The 15,834-nt window shown below is 56.8% G+C and carries 18 protein-coding genes; 12 read left to right on the forward strand and 6 right to left on the reverse strand.

The window, feature by feature from the left end; all coding sequences use genetic code 11:
- Positions 1-114: 114 nt before the first annotated feature.
- The gene (gene yjgA / locus IAI47_RS02760; RefSeq protein WP_003855525.1) at positions 115-660 is read right to left on the reverse strand and encodes a ribosome biogenesis factor YjgA; all 546 of its coding nucleotides are present in this window, start codon (positions 658-660) and stop codon (positions 115-117) included.
- Between the two features lie 114 nt (positions 661-774).
- Between yjgA and pmbA the strand changes: the two genes are divergently transcribed.
- The 11 genes from pmbA (at position 775) to IAI47_RS02815 (ending at position 10,457) form a co-directional block, all read left to right on the forward strand.
- Positions 775-2,115 carry a metalloprotease PmbA gene (pmbA, locus tag IAI47_RS02765; RefSeq protein ID WP_033743140.1) on the forward strand — a complete coding sequence of 447 codons (1,341 nt, stop codon included), beginning with the start codon at positions 775-777 and terminating at the stop codon, positions 2,113-2,115.
- 62 nt (positions 2,116-2,177) lie between these two features.
- Entirely contained in the window at positions 2,178-2,564 is a 387-nt protein-coding gene (gene cybC, locus IAI47_RS02770) for a cytochrome b562 (RefSeq protein WP_003855527.1), read from the forward strand.
- A gap of 294 nt (positions 2,565-2,858) precedes the next feature.
- Positions 2,859-3,194 carry a glycine dehydrogenase gene (locus IAI47_RS02775; protein ID WP_003855528.1) on the forward strand — a complete coding sequence of 112 codons (336 nt, stop codon included), beginning with the start codon at positions 2,859-2,861 and terminating at the stop codon, positions 3,192-3,194.
- A 13-nt stretch (positions 3,195-3,207) separates the two neighbouring features.
- A complete protein-coding gene (locus tag IAI47_RS02780; protein ID WP_003855529.1) occupies positions 3,208-3,564 on the forward strand; it encodes an SFCGS family glycine-rich protein in 357 nt (118 codons plus the stop codon).
- Positions 3,565-3,566: 2 nt separating this feature from the next.
- The gene (locus tag IAI47_RS02785; RefSeq protein ID WP_008925781.1) at positions 3,567-3,866 is read left to right on the forward strand and encodes a DUF4312 family protein; all 300 of its coding nucleotides are present in this window, start codon (positions 3,567-3,569) and stop codon (positions 3,864-3,866) included.
- 127 nt (positions 3,867-3,993) lie between these two features.
- Positions 3,994-4,770, forward strand: coding sequence for a DUF4311 domain-containing protein (locus IAI47_RS02790; RefSeq protein ID WP_008925780.1), 777 nt, complete (start codon positions 3,994-3,996; stop codon positions 4,768-4,770).
- 11 nt (positions 4,771-4,781) lie between these two features.
- Entirely contained in the window at positions 4,782-5,423 is a 642-nt protein-coding gene (locus IAI47_RS02795) for a DUF4310 family protein (protein ID WP_008925779.1), read from the forward strand.
- A gap of 43 nt (positions 5,424-5,466) precedes the next feature.
- Entirely contained in the window at positions 5,467-6,597 is a 1,131-nt protein-coding gene (locus IAI47_RS02800) for an amidohydrolase/deacetylase family metallohydrolase (RefSeq protein WP_008925778.1), read from the forward strand.
- Positions 6,581-7,702 (forward strand): DgaE family pyridoxal phosphate-dependent ammonia lyase, encoded by a 1,122-nt coding sequence (locus tag IAI47_RS02805; RefSeq protein WP_008925777.1) that lies wholly within the window; start codon positions 6,581-6,583, stop codon positions 7,700-7,702. Before IAI47_RS02800 ends, IAI47_RS02805 begins: the two co-directional genes overlap by 17 nt.
- Positions 7,699-8,442: a KDGP aldolase family protein gene (locus IAI47_RS02810; protein WP_008925776.1), complete on the forward strand. Its 744-nt coding sequence runs from the start codon at positions 7,699-7,701 to the stop codon at positions 8,440-8,442. Before IAI47_RS02805 ends, IAI47_RS02810 begins: the two co-directional genes overlap by 4 nt.
- Positions 8,443-8,546: 104 nt before the next feature.
- On the forward strand, positions 8,547-10,457 hold the full coding sequence (locus IAI47_RS02815) for a transcription antiterminator (protein ID WP_008925775.1): 1,911 nt from the start codon (positions 8,547-8,549) through the stop codon (positions 10,455-10,457).
- Between the two features lie 4 nt (positions 10,458-10,461).
- Here IAI47_RS02815 and IAI47_RS02820 read toward each other — a convergent pair whose 3' ends face one another.
- Positions 10,462-11,361 (reverse strand): LysR family transcriptional regulator, encoded by a 900-nt coding sequence (locus IAI47_RS02820; protein WP_003855535.1) that lies wholly within the window; start codon positions 11,359-11,361, stop codon positions 10,462-10,464.
- A gap of 129 nt (positions 11,362-11,490) precedes the next feature.
- On the opposite strand from IAI47_RS02820, the gene IAI47_RS02825 reads away from it, so the two are divergent.
- Entirely contained in the window at positions 11,491-12,195 is a 705-nt protein-coding gene (locus IAI47_RS02825; RefSeq protein WP_003855536.1) for a pirin family protein, read from the forward strand.
- Positions 12,196-12,247: 52 nt separating this feature from the next.
- Here IAI47_RS02825 and dolP read toward each other — a convergent pair whose 3' ends face one another.
- From dolP to IAI47_RS02845, 4 genes are read right to left on the reverse strand one after another with little or no spacing between them, the layout of a single operon-like run.
- Complete coding sequence (dolP, locus tag IAI47_RS02830) at positions 12,248-12,820, reverse strand: division/outer membrane stress-associated lipid-binding lipoprotein (protein WP_008925774.1); 573 nt, start codon at positions 12,818-12,820, stop codon at positions 12,248-12,250.
- Positions 12,821-12,834: 14 nt separating this feature from the next.
- Entirely contained in the window at positions 12,835-13,422 is a 588-nt protein-coding gene (gene diaA, locus IAI47_RS02835; RefSeq protein ID WP_003855538.1) for a DnaA initiator-associating protein DiaA, read from the reverse strand.
- 14 nt (positions 13,423-13,436) lie between these two features.
- On the reverse strand, positions 13,437-13,832 hold the full coding sequence (locus IAI47_RS02840) for a YraN family protein (protein WP_008925773.1): 396 nt from the start codon (positions 13,830-13,832) through the stop codon (positions 13,437-13,439).
- Positions 13,790-15,832, reverse strand: coding sequence for a penicillin-binding protein activator (locus IAI47_RS02845; RefSeq protein WP_008925772.1), 2,043 nt, complete (start codon positions 15,830-15,832; stop codon positions 13,790-13,792). The genes IAI47_RS02840 and IAI47_RS02845 overlap by 43 nt, the downstream gene beginning before the upstream one ends.
- Positions 15,833-15,834 lie beyond the last annotated feature (2 nt).

A 15,834-nucleotide genomic window follows, 5' to 3' on the forward strand; every position in this document is an offset into this window, starting at 1 on the left:
CAGGGCGCTTATTTTGCAGGAAAATCCTGGTAAATCCTTTCATCTCTTGCCGTTACAAATCCGCTCAGACTTCCTGCCCTGGCCGTGCTCTGTCTGAGCACGTCTGCCATGGCATTACTTCGCTTCGGCCAGCTCGCGCAGATACTGGAAAATCTGACGTGCAGACTTCGGCGGCTTATTGCCCGCTTTCTCTTTCTGCGCGTTACGAATCATGCTGCGTAACTGCTGACGATCGGCTTCGGGATAGAGCGCAATCACATCGCCCATCGCCTCATCGCCCTGCTCAATCAGACGATCGCGCAACATTTCCAGTTTATGGAACAGTGCAACCTGCTGATTGTGGCGATTATTGAGCTTGTCCAGCGCAACACGAATCGGCTCCACATCTATACTGCGCAGCAGTTTACCGATCAGCTGCAGCTGACGGCGGCGACCCTCTTTCTTAATGCGCTGCGCCAGTTCAACTTCGTTACGCAGGCGCTCATCCAGCGGGATTTTATCCAGCGAGTTTTTACCCAGATCAACCAGTTCGGCACCCAGGCGCTTTAACTCTTCTGCATCGCGTTTAATTTCACTCTTACTGACCCAGATAATCTCTTCATCTTCTTCTTCGTCATTATCTGGCACATCGTCGAGCCACTCATCGGGCTGTTTGGTCATTTCCGGGCTCCCAAAAAAAAGAGGCTAATCGTACCAGTTTATCGGGTGACTGCGAAATTGTTCTCTGACTCTGATAGACTCAAATCATTCACACATAAGATTATGGGCAGGTCGATGAACGTATCTACTCAGGTTGCAGAACAGCGAAAAGTCCTGGAGCAGGCCATTGCGCAGGCACTTGAACTGGCTAAAGTAAGCACTGACAGCGCGGAAGTGGCAGTAAGTAAAACTACCGGCATCGGGGTCAGCACCCGCTATGGCGAAGTGGAAAACGTCGAATTCAACAGCGATGGTGCGCTGGGCATCACCGTCTATCATCAGAATCGTAAAGGCAGCGCCTCATCGACCGACCTCAGTCCGGACGCCATCAAACGCACCGTGCAGGCGGCGATTGATATTGCGCGCTACACCTCGCCCGATCCGTTTGCCGGCCCGGCTGACGCGGAGTTACTCGCGTATGATGCGCCGGACCTGGATCTCTACCATCCGTGGGAGATTGACGCCGACCGCGCCATTGAACTGGCGGCACAGGCGGAGCAGGCGTCGCTGCGTGCAGACAAGCGTATTACGAACACCGAAGGGGGCAGTTTCAATAGCCACGTCGGCATCAAAGTCTTTGGCAACAGCCACGGTATGTTGCAGAGCTACTGCTCAAGCCGCCACTCGCTCTCCAGCAGCGTCATTGCCGAGCAGGATGGCAATATGGAGCGTGATTACGCTTATACCATTGGCCGTGCGTTTGAGGATCTGAAAAGCCCGGAGTGGGTGGGTGCAGAGTGCGCACGCCGTACGCTCTCCCGTCTGGCTCCGCGTAAACTGCCGACCATGAAAGCCCCGGTGATTTTTGCTTCTGAAGTGGCGACCGGCTTGTTTGGTCATCTGGTGGGCGCGATCAGCGGTGGCAGCGTGTACCGTAAATCGACCTTCCTGCTGGATTCCATGGGGCAGCAGATCCTGCCGGAGTGGCTCACTATTAATGAGCAGCCGCATCTGCTGAAAGGGCTCGCCTCCACGCCATTCGACAGCGAAGGGGTGCGGACTCAGGCGCGCGACATCATCAAAGATGGTGTGCTGCAGACCTGGCTGTTGACCAGCTATTCAGCCCGTAAACTGGGCCTGACCAGCACCGGTCATGCTGGTGGCATCCATAACTGGCGCATTGCGGGCCAGGGCCACAGCTTTGACGAACTGCTGAAGCAGATGGGCACCGGATTAGTGGTGACTGAACTGATGGGCCAGGGCGTCAGCGCCATTACTGGGGACTACTCACGCGGTGCAGCCGGTTTCTGGGTCGAGAATGGCGTTATTCAGTACCCGGTCAGCGAAGTCACTATCGCCGGAAATCTCAAAGAGATGTGGCGCAACATGGTGACCATTGGTGACGATATTGAAACCCGCAGTAATATCCAGTGCGGTTCCGTGTTACTGCCTGAGATGAAAATAGCGGGACAATAAGATGGATTTCTGAAGCAGCCTGCAGGCTGCTTTTTTTTCATCACAATAAAAAGGAAATAATGATGCGTAAGCATGTGATTGCAATGTTGTCGGCTTCTCTGTTGTTCTCCAGCGTCAGCCTCTATGCGGCGGATCTGGAAAAGGATATGGACACGCTGAATGCGAACCTGAAAATCGTCAAGAAAAGTGACAATGCTCAGGAGATGCAGCAGGCGTTAACCAAAATGCGTGCCGCGGCGCAGGATGCCAAAAAATCAACGCCGGATAAGCTGGAAGGTCAGCCTGCTGATAGCGCGCAGGTCAAAGATTATCAGGCGGGCCTCGATTCGCTGATTGCGCAGATCGACGTGGTCAGTGCACTGGCGAAAGCCAACAACGTGGATGGCGCTAAGCGCGAAGCTGCTAAATTTGATGACATCCGCAATACCAACCATAAGAAATTCCGTTAATCAGATCGCCGGTCACCCTGACCGGCGATTTTTACCATCACTTCTGCTTATTACCGCGCCGTAAAGCCTCTTGCAACGCGCCTGTCGCCGCACAACATCGTCGTCTTTACCTGTTAAAACCCGCATTTTGCGCATTATGCGACGCCTGTCGCACTAAGCGTGCAGGCTGCGATCTGACGCACAACCTTCACGTCAATTTCCACTTACTGCTGGAAATGTTGCCTCTCCACAGTCGGGGTGATGACCGTTAATTTATTTTTAACGCGAATTATCCGGTTTAACAGGAGTAGCAAGGTGAGCAATAAGGGCGTCCCGGTGTATGAAGCGTCACCGGAGAAAGTGCAGCAACTGGCTGACAGCGTAATGACGCAGATTGCGGCGCTCTATCAGCAGCATGGCATTCAGCCCAACGCGGTCCAGCAGCAGATGCTGCAATCCCATGTCGGCGCCATGGCGTCACGCTCGCTGAGCGGAGAGCCGCTGCCGGACGTGGAAGCGGAGCTGTTTGAAGATATTCCACCGGAAACCGTGGCACTGGCGCAGCAGGTGGTCGATCTGTTTGGCAATCTGCCCCGGGAAGAGGCCTGGCTGCTGTCAGTGCATATTGAAGTCGCGCGATCCAACAACTAGAGAGGAAGACAACATGGTAACAGTAGTGATTGGCGATCGTTTAGGTAAAGGCCAGAAAGTGGCTATTGGCATCGAAAAAGCGGGTGGCCGTGCTGTTGTGGTACCCGGTGTGGCGGCTGATATGAAACTGGGTGACGTGATGAAGGCAGAAAATGCCGATTTCGGTATCTCCTTCTGCGGCAGCGGCGGCGCTGGCGCCATTACCGCCCAGAACAAATATGGCTACAAAGCAAAGCATGGTATGCGCTCTATCGATGAGGGCGTCACCGCCATTAATGAAGGTGCCACGGTACTGGGTTTTGGTTTCATGGATAAAGAAGAGTTAGGCGAGCGGCTGGTGCAGGCCTGGAACAAGAAGCACGGCAGCTGATTATGAAAGAACAATACGTTACTCAGGTGACGGTCGAAGGCAAAGGCGATACCAAAGCGAAAGCCTTTGCAGACGCGCTGAGTCGGGTGCAAAACCAGGTTCTGCGCGCGACGCAAAAAATTCTGCTGCGCATCGAACCGCAGGATGTCCGGGTGCTGCGCGCGCAGGAGAGCGTCAAAACCGAGAAGTTTCTCTTCTTCTTTCTGGCACGTCAGCGGCGAAGCTTCAGCGTCACCCTGGAGATCACCGTCAGCGTCACCGTTTTCGACACCGAACGGGTGACGTTTACGGCGGCATCGTAAAACAGAACCTGTTTACATCAGCCCGCTACTGAACCGAATCTCAGCTGTCGCGATAGCGCGACGCTAAGACCGGAGCGACGCGGGCGCTGAGGCAGGATGGGTAAAAACGACAACAAGGTACAACAACATGTTTTTAATCATTTTGTTTAAGTCGTTGATCATTGGCGGACTGGTCGGTGTGGGTGTGGGGGCGGGTGCTGCACGCATGTTCCACGCGCCCACCACCCAGGGCATGGGCGCCTTTCGTACGCTGGGCGAGCTGAACTCGTGCGAAGGCGATCCGGCCTCTCATTTCTCCTTTGGTCTTGGCTTCTTTTTCAATGCCTGGGCATCGTCGGTTGCAGCCGGTTCATTCACGCAGGATGTCGATCACCGCATCATCCCAAACTGGGGCGCGGCCGCGCTGATGGTGAAGAATCGTAATGTGGCAGAGACGCTGCACGACCCGAAAAAAATGGCCATCGCCTGCGGCATTATCGGCATGATCGTCGTTGCCTTTCTCAACTCTACCGCGTCAGCTGTTCCCGCTGCGCTGCAGGTTACCGCAGTCAAAGTGCTGGTGCCCGCCGCTAACCTGCTGGTGAACACGGTGATGCCGGTAATCTTCTGGCTGGCAGCAATCGACGCAGGTAAAAAGTCAGGCTTCTGGGCCACCATTTTTGGCGGTCTGGCACAGCTAATCATGGGCAACGCCGTGCCTGGGCTGGTGCTGGGTATTCTGATCGGCAAAGGGGTGGAAGAGAGCGGCTGGAATCGGGTTACCAAAGTGATGATGACCGCTATCGTGCTGCTGTTTGTGCTGAGCGGCTTCTTCCGTGGTTTCGATATGAAGCTGCTGCAGTCCTTCCAGCTCGGCATTCCCGGCTGGCTCGACATGATCCACAACTCAGTCAGCGGCAAATAAGAGGCGATGCGATGAACGAAAATAAAGGCTTCTGGTATGCCGACTGGTCTTTCCCGATCTTTGTTGGCTTGCTCTCCTCGGGTGTCTTTGCCGGGACGCACATGTATTACCTCTACGGCATCGGCGCGTTCAACGAAGTGGCATTTGTGTCGATGCTGCGCGCAGGCATGGAGACCGGCGTCTACGGCGCAGTCGCCGCTTTTGGTGCCAGTTTCCTGTTTGCCCGCATTATTGAAGGTTCACTGGTGGGCATTCTGGATATCGGCGGGGCGATTCAGACCGGCGTCGGCCTGGGCGTGCCGGCACTGCTGCTGGGCGCGGGCATCGTCTTTCCGGTAGCGAATTTTGCGGCCTCGCTGGTGACGGGCCTGGTGATTGGTGTGGCGATTGGCTACCTGATTATTCTGGCGCGTAAATTCACCATCAATCAGAGCGACTCCACCTACGGCGCAGACGTGATGATGGGAGCCGGTAATGCCTCAGGGCGCTTTCTGGGTCCGCTGATTATCCTGTCCGCCATGGCGGCCTCGATTCCGATTGGTCTGGGTTCGCTGCTGGGTGCGCTGCTGTTCTATCTCTGGAACAAGCCGATCACCGGCGGTGCGATTCTCGGCGCGATGATCCTGGGTGCGCTGTTCCCGATTGCTCTCTGATCTCACCGGCAGCCCGGCAGCGGGCTGCCGTTAAGGAGAAACCATGTACGACTTGATTATCCGCAATGCGCGCCTTAGCGATGAGCAGGTGGTCGACATTGCGCTGCAGGATGGCCGCATCGCCGCCGTGGGCAACGTGCAGGGCACGGCACGGCGCGAGCGCGATCTGGCGGGTCGCTTCTACCTCAGCTCGGGCTGGATCGACTCCCACGTTCACTGCTATCCCAAATCTCCCCTTTATCATGATGAAGCGGACGCGATTGGCGTAGCGCACGGTGTCACCACGGTGGTCGATGCAGGCAGCACCGGCGCAGAGCACATCGATGATTTCTACCAGCTGACGCGCGCGGCACAGACCCAGGTCTATGCGCTGATTAATATCGCCCGCACCGGCATCGTCACTCAGAATGAGCTGGCCGACATGACGCAGATCGACGGGGAGGCGGTGAAGCAGGCTGTAGCGCGACTGCCCGATTTTATCGTCGGCCTTAAGGCGCGCATCAGCAGCAGCGTGGTCGGTCAGAACGGCGTCCAGCCACTGATAAAAGCGAAGGCTATTCAGCAGGCGAGCGGCGGTCTGCCACTGATGGTTCATATTGGCAATAATCCGCCCAATCTTGACCAGATTGCCGATCTGCTCACCACGGGCGACATCATCACGCACTGCTTTAATGGCAAACCCAACCGCATCCTGACGCCGCAGGGTGAACTCAAAGCAGCGGTTAAACATGCCATTGCGCGCGGCGTAAAACTTGATGTCGGCCACGGCAGCGCCAGCTTCAGCTTTGAGGTCGCCCGGGTGGCGATTGCGCAGGGCATTCTGCCCGACACCATCAGCTCTGACATTTACTGCCGCAATCGTCTGGCCGGGCCGGTTCACAGCCTGGCGCATGTGATGTCGAAATTTTTCAGCGTCGGCATGACGTTGCCGCAGGTCATCGACTGCGTGACGGTAAACGCGGCCGCCGGATTGCGCCTGCTGCGTAAAGGCCAGCTGAAAGTCGGCTACGACGCCGATCTGACTGTTTTTAGCATCAAAGAGGAAACCCGGCCCTTTATCGATTCCGAAGGTGAAGAGGTCGCCGGTGAGAAGCATCTGGTTCCGCTGGCGGCGGTGGTCGCTGGTACGTGGATCGCCACTGAAGAAGGAATAGCGCATGACCTCGGTTTATGAAAAGTATGGCCTGAAGCCGGTGATTAACGCCTCTGGCCGTATGACGATCCTCGGCGTATCGACCCCATCGAGTGACGTGGTCGATACGGTGAAGTATGGCCTCGATCACTACTTCGAAATGAAAGATCTGGTGGATAAGACCGGTGCGTATATCGCCGGTCTGCTGAAAGTGGAGAACGCGCTGGTGGTCTCCTGCGCCTCGGCCGGAATCGCCCAGTGCGTGGCGGCGGTGATTGTAAAAGACAACGACTGGCTGGTGGATAACCTGCACGCCGCGCCGCTGACCGTTCCGCACCAGATTGTGGTGCCGAAAGGGCACAACGTGAACTATGGCGCGCCGGTCGGCAGCATGGTGGCGCTGGGTGGCGGGCAACTGGTTGAAGCGGGTTACAGCAACGAATGCTCATCTGCCCAGCTGGCAGCGGCGATCACGCCACAGACGGCGGCGATCCTCTATGTGAAATCGCACCACTGCGTACAGAAGAGCCATCTTGATGTCGGGCAGGCCGCGGCAGTTGCGCGGGAGCATGGGCTTCCGCTGATCGTCGATGCGGCAGCAGAAGAGGATCTGCAATGCTATTACCAGGCGGGAGCCGATCTGGTGATCTACAGCGGCGCAAAAGCGATTGAAGGGCCGACCAGCGGGCTGGTGATTGGCAGACACCATTACGTTGAGTGGGTCAAACGCCAGACCAACGGCATTGGCCGCGCAATGAAAGTGGGCAAAGAGGGGATTCTGGGGCTGACCCAGGCGATTGAAAATTATCTGTCACAGCCAAAAATCAGCGGCGCGCAGATGGTGGAAAAAATGACGCCGTTTATTGAACAGCTTAACAGCCTGAACGGCGTGACGGCCCGCGTCGTGTGGGACAGTGCCGGACGCGATATCGCCCGCGCTGAAATTAAGTTCGATGAAGCCGCGATTCAGCAACGCACCGGCGATCTGGTGCAGGCGCTGAAAAAGGGCGATGTAGCGATCTATTTCCGCGGCTATAAAGCCAACGAAGGAATCATTGAAGCGGATGTGCGCAGCGTCAGCGCCGATCAACTGCACACTATTTTTACCCGCATTCAGGCACTGTTAAACGGGGAGAAACACGCATGACGCTGACACCTAATTTTTATCAGGATCGTCTCTGCCTTAACGTCCTTGCGGGATCAAAAGAGAATGCGCGCGCTATCTGGCAGGCAGCAGAAGGACACGTGCTGGTCGGCGTGCTGTCAAAAAACTACACCAGCAATGACGCCGCTATCGCTGATATGCATGAATATGCTGCGCTGATCGATAATGCACTCTCGGTGGGCCTGGGCGCGGGCGATCCAAATCAGTCACAGATGGTCAGTGAGATTTCGGCGGTGCTGCAACCGCAGCATGTGAATCAGGTCTTTACCGGTGTCGCCACCAGTCGTGCGCTGTTGGGTCAGTCACAGACTATTGTGAACGGTCTGGTCTCGCCAACCGGCACGCCAGGTCAGGTAAAAATTTCTACCGGACCGCGCAGCGCAAAACGGCAGGATGGGATTGTGTCCATCGAAACGGCGATTGCGATGCTGCAGGATATGGGCGGCAGCTCGGTGAAATATTTCCCGATGGGCGGTCTGCAGGCGGTGGATGAGTACCGCGCTGTGGCGGAAGCCTGTGCAAAACAGGATTTCTGGCTGGAGCCCACCGGCGGCATCGATCTGGAAAACGTCGGCGAGATCGTGCGCATTGCGCTGGACGCGGGCGTCAGCAAAGTGATCCCGCACGTCTACAGTTCGATCATTGACAAAGCCAGCGGAGAGACCCGCATTGACGATGTGAAGCAGCTGCTGGCCATCTGTAAAACAGTACTGGCCCGGTGATCGACACGATCTGCCTTTGACAGGCAGATCGTGCCGCATGGACGTTGCGTGACGAACGCCGTAGGCTGAAGTTTTCACTCTCTGCCAGCAAACAGGTAACGCTTGTGAGATTTCCCAATCAGCGCCTTGCGCAACTGTTCGATGCCCTGCAAAACGAAACGCTGCCTCAGGATGAGCTGGCGCGGCGTTTTGCCGTCTCGACACGCACCGTGCGTACCGATATTACGGCGCTGAATGCGCTGCTGGCAGATCATGGTGCGCAGTTTATCCTGAGCCGTGGCGCAGGTTATCAGCTGAAGATCGAGGATGCTCAGCGCTTTCAGCATCTGCAGCAGCATACCGCGTCGCCGCTGCGGGTGCCGCGTACCTCGCAGGACCGGGTTCGCTACCTCCTGACCCGTTTTCTTACCGCTGCCTATTCACTGAAACTTGAAGAGCTGGCGGAAGAGTGGTTTGTCAGCCGCGCGACCCTGCAGAACGATATGGCCGAGGTGCGCGAGTGGCTGGGTCGCTATCACCTCACCATTGAGAGTAAACCGCACTACGGCATGAAGCTATTTGGCAGCGAAGTGGCGATTCGGACCTGTCTCACCGACCTGTTATGGCAAATCGATCAGGCGATGCCAGAGAGTCCGCTGCTGACTATTGAAGCGCTGAACAGCGGCATGCTGGAGACGCTGCGTCCGCTGCTGCAAAGCTGTTTTGCGCAGCACAACATTCGCCTCAGTGATGAGGGCGAGCGCTATCTGCGGCTCTATTGCGCCGTTGCTGTGCGTCGCATCAGCGAAGGTTATCCGCTTAACGATCCCGGTGCTGAGGAGATTGGCGATGAGGTGCGTGAAGCGGCACATCAGCTGATTAATCTGATGCGTCCCCTGGTCAGCAAACCAATTTCACCCGCTGAAGAAAACTGGCTGCGGGTCAACATTGCCGCGCGGCGCATTCAGGCGATCGCTCCCAGCGCCATCAATGCCGATGACGCCGACGCGCTGGTGGATTACCTGCTCAGCTTTATCAACACGCACTACAACTTCAATCTGCAAAACGATCAACAGCTGCGCGCCGATCTGCTTACCCACATCAAAACCATGATTACCCGGGTGCGCTATCAGATTCACATCCCTAACCCGCTGCTCAGCAACATCAAGCAGCACTATCCGATGGCCTATGATGTCACCCTGGCGGCGGTGACCAGCTGGGGAAAATATACGCCTTACGTCATTACCGAGAATGAGATTGGCTTTCTGGTGCTGCATATTGGTGTCGGACTGGAGCGCCACTATGACGTGGGCTATCAGCGTCATCCACAGGTGCTGCTGGTGTGCGACAGCGGTAACTCCACGCTGCGCATGATTGAAGCGATGTTGCTGCGGAAATATCCGCAGTTGCAGGTCACGGCCCGCCTGTCACAGCGCGAGTATGAGGCGCGCAGTCGCATTGACGAAGATTTTGTCATCTCAACCATCCGGCTCAGCGAAAAAGAGAAACCCGTGGTGGTGATGTCACCGTTTCCCACCGGTTTTCAGCTGGAGCAGATTGGCAAGCTGGTGCTGGTCGATCGTACCCGGCCCTATATGTTGGCGAAATTTTTTGATGCCCAGCACTTTCATATCGTCGACAAGCCAATAACCCGGTCTGAGCTGTTTCGCCAGCTGAGCGATCAGCTGCAGGAGGAGGGGTTTGTGGATGAGGCGTTCTATCCGTCGGTCGAAGAGCGTGAAGCGATTGTCAGCACGATGCTGGGCGAAGGCATTGCGCTGCCGCACTCGCTGGGACTCCTGGCAAAGAAAACCGTGGTCTATACCGTGCTGGCCCCACACGGTATTCCCTGGGGAGACGATACCGCCTATGTCATCTTCCTGCTGGCGATCAGCAAAAGTGAATATGAAGAGGCGATGGCGATATACGATCTGTTTGTGACGTTCCTGCGTGAAAGGGCGATGACCCGACTGCGGGACTGCACCGATTTCACCTGCTTCAGGGCGGTGGCGATGGATTGCCTGAGTCGGCCATAGGCTTTTAGTTTTTCTTCGCCAGCAGGCGGGGGATCTCGCGCAGGCACCAGGATTTGGCTTCGCCCATGCTGTCGCGCCGCCACGCCATAATAATATCAACCTCGCGAGTGTATTCCGGACTCACCACGCGTAGACGGCCTTCCGCGATATCCTGCTCCACCAGTGAATAGGGCATGGTTGCGACACCCAGCCCCGCCAGCAGGGCACGGCGCTTATCATCCATGCTGCTTACGGTCAGGCGCTGCTGTTTATCCAGTAACTGCACGGTCAGCACCGGGCGCTCACGCGCGGTATCTGCCACTGCAATGCCCCGGTATTTCACCCGCGTCACTTCAGACTGAGGTTCAGGCTCGTTATGAATCGGGTGGTCAGCACTGGCGACGTAAACACTCATCATGGTGTAGAGCTTACGGGTATTGATCTCGGTGGAGGCACGGAAGTGCATATCGGGGGCGATCACGATATCGGCACGGCCCTGTTCCAGCCGCTCCCACGCGCCTGCCAATACTTCGGTAACCAGCGAAAATTGTGTATTGGCTTTGTCAGCCAGCTTTGTCACCAGCGGAAACAGTGCATCAATGGGCACCAGCGCTTCAGTAACGATGGTCAGATGGGTTTCCCAGCCACGCGCCAGCGCTTCCGCATCGGTGGTGAGCTTATCGGCCGCTTCCAGCAGTACCCGGCCACGCTCCAGCAGCATGCGTCCCACGTTGGTAAATTTAGTGCGGTGACCGGAGCGGTCAAATAGCACCACATCCAGCTCCTCTTCCAGCTTTTGCATGGTGTAGCTGAGGGCTGAAGGGACACGCCCCAGTTCATCTGCTGCTGCTGCAAAACTGCCACGTCGATCAATCGCATCCATAACGCGTAAAGATTCAAGGGTTAACGCACGCTCTTTGGCCATCCCGGTTCTCTGTCAGGAAATTTGAACATGCCGGGCAGATTAACTGGCTAACAATCCGGCGTCCAGACTTTTACCATGGGTGCATAAAGTCCGTGGCCGATCCTCGTCACCGGATGCCGGAGGTAAATAATGATAACGACACGCAGTGCGTCCGCATGTGGTCAGGCCGATTTCGGCTGGTTGCAGGGGCGTTACAGTTTCTCTTTTGGCCACTATTTTGATCCCAAACTGATGGGCTACGCATCGCTGCGTGTTCTGAACCAGGAAGTACTGGCACCGGGCGCCGCATTTCAGCCGCGTACCTATCCTCAGGTCGATGTGCTGAACATCGTGCTGCAGGGTGAAGCTGAATACCGCGACAGCGAAGGCAACACCATCAGCGTGCGGGAAGGAGAGGCGCTGCTGCTCTCTGCCCAGCAGGGGGTAAGTTACACCGAAATTAACCTGAGCAAAGATCGTCCACTGACACGTATGCAGCTATGGCTGTCAGCCTGTCCTGAGCGCGAAAATCCGCGGATGCAAAAGATTGCCCTGACGGAAGGCCGGTTGTCTCAACTTATCGCCTCGCCGGATGGGATAGATGACAGTCTGCAGTTGCGTCAGCAGGTGTGGATTCATCAGGTTGAGCTGGCGCCGGGCGAACAGCACTCGCTGCGGATACAGGGGCCACGCGCCTATCTGCAGTCAATTCATGGTTCGCTGGAGGCGATGTCCGGCACAGATCATCAGGAAAAGCTGGGCTGTGGCGATGGTGCGTTTTTGCAGGAAGAGAAGCTGTTGCAGCTGAAAGCGAAAACCGCGACCCGCGCGCTGGTCATCGATATTCCGGTCTGAAAATCGGGCAATAAAAAAGGCGGCCATAGCCGCCTTTTTGCGTTTTAGCGTGTTACTTCAGCATGGTAAAGGCGGTGGTGACGTGTTTCACGCCACTGACGCGGCTGGCGACATCAGCCGCGGCCTGCGCTTCCTGTTGTGTCACCAGACCCAGCAGGAACACTTCGCCATTCTCCGTCGTCACCTTCACGTTGGAGGATTTCACCTGATCGCTGCCCAACAGCTGCGAGCGGATTTTGGTGGTAATCCAGGTGTCTGACGACGTGGTGCCCAGCGTCACTTTCTGGCCGATGCGGATCTCGTTATAGACCTCGGTTGCGCCATCAACGCCCATGGTGATCTGTTTGGCACGATTGGCGATCTCCTGCGAAGGCGCCTGACCGGTCAGCAGCACTTTGCCCTGATAGGCGGTGGCGACAACGCGGGCATCGGTTTTAATCTGCTGATCTTTTGCCAGCGCGTTCGTGACGCGTAGCTCCAGCGTGCCGTCATCAACCTGTGTACCCACCGAGCGGGGATCCGTGGCCGTTTTGGTGGCAACAGCTGCGCCGCCAGCGACGACCGCCACGCAGCCCTGCAGTAGCATGGCGGTTAACAGAATAGCTATAGCATTCAATGCTTTCATTCGTGCTCCTTCAGTCATTCCTGATGGGGAAAGAGAGTGTTATCGATCAGATCGCATAGGCAATTAACGGTGAGCATATGCATCTCCTGAATACGGGCGCTGCGGTGCGACGGAATGCGGATTTCCACATCCTGCGGACCCAGCAGTCCGGCGAGCTCTCCGCCATCATACCCGGTAAGCGCAACGATAGTCATATCGCGTGTCACCGCTGCTTCTACGGCCTTAACGATGTCACGGGTGTTGCCACGGGTCGAGATGGCCAGTAACACATCACCTGCGTGTCCCAGCGCGCGTACCTGCTTGGCATAGATCTCATCGTGCAGACGATCATTCCCAATCGCGGTCAGCATCACGTTGTCGGCACTTAACGCCAGCGCCGGTAAGCTGGGGCGTTCGGTCTCGAAACGATTGATCATGCTGGCGGCGAAGTGCTGGGCATTGGCGGATGAGGCACCGTTGCCACAGCTCAGGATTTTATTGCCATTCAATAACGACTGCACCAGCGTCATGGCCGCGCGGGAGATGGCATCGGGCAACGCCTCGGCTGCGGCAATCTGAGTCTGAATACTTTCGGTAAAACACGCTTTAATTCTTTCCTGCACACGACCACCTGGTTCTAAACGTCTGCATTAAAGGCATTCGGCAGCCACTCGAGCGCCGTGCCGGTAATGGCGATGATGTCGAAACGGCAATTCACTGTTTCAAAACTGCCGCCGCGTTGCGCCAGCCAGAGAGCGGCAGCGCGCAGCAGCTTTTGTTGTTTATTCCGGGTTACGCTGGCGAGCGCGCCACCATAACGCGCATCGCGTCGGTAGCGGACTTCAACAAACACCCAACAGTGCCCGTCACGCATAATCAGGTCAAGTTCACCATTGCGAAAGTGAACATTACTGGCGACCCATATCAGGCCAGCCTGCTCCAGATAGCGCCGGGCATCTTCTTCATGTCCGGCGCCAATCTGACGGCGATTTAGTTGGCCGGCGCGATTTCGCCCCGGCGATACTGGTTCCATGTCAACTTCCTGTTGATCACACAATCCGTGTCGGCGCTGAGCTTACCGGTATTGCCATCCAGCGTGAAGCCAGGTGACTGGCGCATCTGGTTAAAGTGGTTCGCCAGCGTCCAGGCATCCATACCCATGGCATAGAGGCGCACCAGCGAGTAGTCATTATTGAATGACTTCGATGTCTGCTGCATCAGGCCAGGATTGCTGCCGGAGAGCAGCGGAATATCGCTGAACTGCAGGCCATCCATTTCTAACCGGAAGTCCGGGCCGGCACCGGCCTGCGCGCTGCGCGAACTGGCGTAAAGCGAGATGTTGCTGCGACTGCCGGTGCGCATGGTGATCATCGGTTTGATCAGCTGCAGTTCATCCTGGGTTGAGACGATGTAGACCGCATCGATGCCACCGCCGCTGCTGGTGCTGACCACATCAGGCGTGCTCTGTTGCGGTGCCGGAATGGTCAGGCCCGCAATAGAAACGCCCTGCGGCTCAGCAGGTGCCGCATTGACCGGCGTACCTGACAGGCTGATGCCCGCGCCGCTGTTAATGCCCTGTTTCAGCTCAGCGGTCGAACCAAAGCGCTGCTGCATGACGGTGCTGCCACCCAGCGTCTGCCACTCCTGTGCAAAAGCGTTTGTCACGCGATCGCCAAGGCCGCTGCGCGGAACCAGCAGCAGCGGCTGACGTTTGCCCTGGTCCCAGATATGGTGCGCGGCATCGCGTGCTTCGTCTTCAGGAGAAAGCGCAAAGTAGCAGATATTCGGATGGTTCTGGATCTTTTCCGGCTCGTTGAGCGCCAGCACGTTTAAGGGTGTCTGGCTGTTGGCGACCTTCTCAACGTTGCTCTTCAGCAGTGGGCCAACCACGATAGTGGCGCCATCCTGCTGTGCCTGCTGCATCACCTGCTCAATCGGCTGGCTGCTGGTGTCATAGACCTTGATCTGAGCGTTGCTGGCCGGTGCGGCGGCGGCAGGCTGAGATTGAGGCTGTGACTGAGGCTGTTGCTGTGGTGTGGTGGTAGCAGACTGCTGCGGTGCGCTGATCGGATCGGCAGACGATCCCGCAGCGGCGGCAGGTTGCGCGCTGGCTGTTGCATCCGCAGCGGCGGGCTGGGCAGTTGCTGCCGCAGGCTGTGCGACCGGCGCGGATACGCCGTTCTTCGCGTCGTTAAAGCCTTTCTGGATGGCATTCGCGAACACCTGTGCCTGGCCATTCAGCGGCAGCAGCAGCGCGATGATGCTGGTAGAGGCTTTGGTGTAGTTCTGCATCTGGCTCAGCTGCGTCGGCAACGTTTTGGCCGCCGGGTTCTGCGGATAGCGAGTCTGCCAGTCTTTGATGCCGGACTTCAGCATTTCTGCATCCTGGGCATTAGCACGCCAGACCGCGAGCAGATCCAGCCAGCCCTGCAGCACATTTTCGTCGGCATTGATCACCAGGTTGCTGGCTTCCTGTGGCGACATCTGCGTCAGGGTCTGCCAGGTAGCGTCAATATTGCTCTGATGATCGGCGTCTTTCAGCAGCGGTTCCTGAGCAATATAGTTGCGCAGCAGTGAGAGTGAAGGGCGGCCCTGCGCGCTGGCAATTTGCAGGCTGTAGTAACGCGCCAGCTGATCCTGCGACAGTGCGCTGGTTTTTACCGCTGCTAACAGCGGTTCAGCGTCTTTGGTTTTCTGCTGGGCAATCAACAACTGCGCTTTCAGCAGCAGAGATTCCTGTTGCTGCGTCTCAGAGAGCTGCTGCGGCAACTGGCTCAGTTGCTGAGTGGCCTCGGGATACTTTCCTTCCTTCAGCAGGGCGCGGATTGCGAGTAATTGCCAGTCGGTCTTGCTATCATCGCTGCTTTGCTGCGCTTGCTGCAGATAGTAAGCGGAGCTGGCGGTGGCTGGCCCCTGAATATTGACGGTTGAGGTTTGCGGCGCCTGACCGCTACATGCGGCTAAAATCAGCCCGGCAAGAATGACAGGCAGAAAGCGTCCTGCTTTATGACGAACGACTTTTGAAGGAAGCATAC

Source organism: Pantoea sp. MT58 (assembly GCF_014495885.1).
Classification (GTDB): domain Bacteria; phylum Pseudomonadota; class Gammaproteobacteria; order Enterobacterales; family Enterobacteriaceae; genus Pantoea; species Pantoea eucalypti.

Coding starts and splice junctions, on each gene's coding strand:
- dolP (WP_008925774.1), bottom strand. CDS start 12,820: ATGAAAGCATTGAATGCTATAGCTATTCTGTTAACCGCCATGCTACTG.
- IAI47_RS02845 (WP_008925772.1), bottom strand. CDS start 15,832: ATGCTTCCTTCAAAAGTCGTTCGTCATAAAGCAGGACGCTTTCTGCCT.
- IAI47_RS02785 (WP_008925781.1), top strand. CDS start 3,567: ATGAAAGAACAATACGTTACTCAGGTGACGGTCGAAGGCAAAGGCGAT.
- IAI47_RS02820 (WP_003855535.1), bottom strand. CDS start 11,361: ATGGCCAAAGAGCGTGCGTTAACCCTTGAATCTTTACGCGTTATGGAT.
- IAI47_RS02780 (WP_003855529.1), top strand. CDS start 3,208: ATGGTAACAGTAGTGATTGGCGATCGTTTAGGTAAAGGCCAGAAAGTG.
- IAI47_RS02795 (WP_008925779.1), top strand. CDS start 4,782: ATGAACGAAAATAAAGGCTTCTGGTATGCCGACTGGTCTTTCCCGATC.
- yjgA (WP_003855525.1), bottom strand. CDS start 660: ATGACCAAACAGCCCGATGAGTGGCTCGACGATGTGCCAGATAATGAC.
- IAI47_RS02805 (WP_008925777.1), top strand. CDS start 6,581: ATGACCTCGGTTTATGAAAAGTATGGCCTGAAGCCGGTGATTAACGCC.
- IAI47_RS02825 (WP_003855536.1), top strand. CDS start 11,491: ATGATAACGACACGCAGTGCGTCCGCATGTGGTCAGGCCGATTTCGGC.
- cybC (WP_003855527.1), top strand. CDS start 2,178: ATGCGTAAGCATGTGATTGCAATGTTGTCGGCTTCTCTGTTGTTCTCC.
- IAI47_RS02800 (WP_008925778.1), top strand. CDS start 5,467: ATGTACGACTTGATTATCCGCAATGCGCGCCTTAGCGATGAGCAGGTG.
- IAI47_RS02790 (WP_008925780.1), top strand. CDS start 3,994: ATGTTTTTAATCATTTTGTTTAAGTCGTTGATCATTGGCGGACTGGTC.
- IAI47_RS02810 (WP_008925776.1), top strand. CDS start 7,699: ATGACGCTGACACCTAATTTTTATCAGGATCGTCTCTGCCTTAACGTC.
- pmbA (WP_033743140.1), top strand. CDS start 775: ATGAACGTATCTACTCAGGTTGCAGAACAGCGAAAAGTCCTGGAGCAG.
- IAI47_RS02840 (WP_008925773.1), bottom strand. CDS start 13,832: ATGGAACCAGTATCGCCGGGGCGAAATCGCGCCGGCCAACTAAATCGC.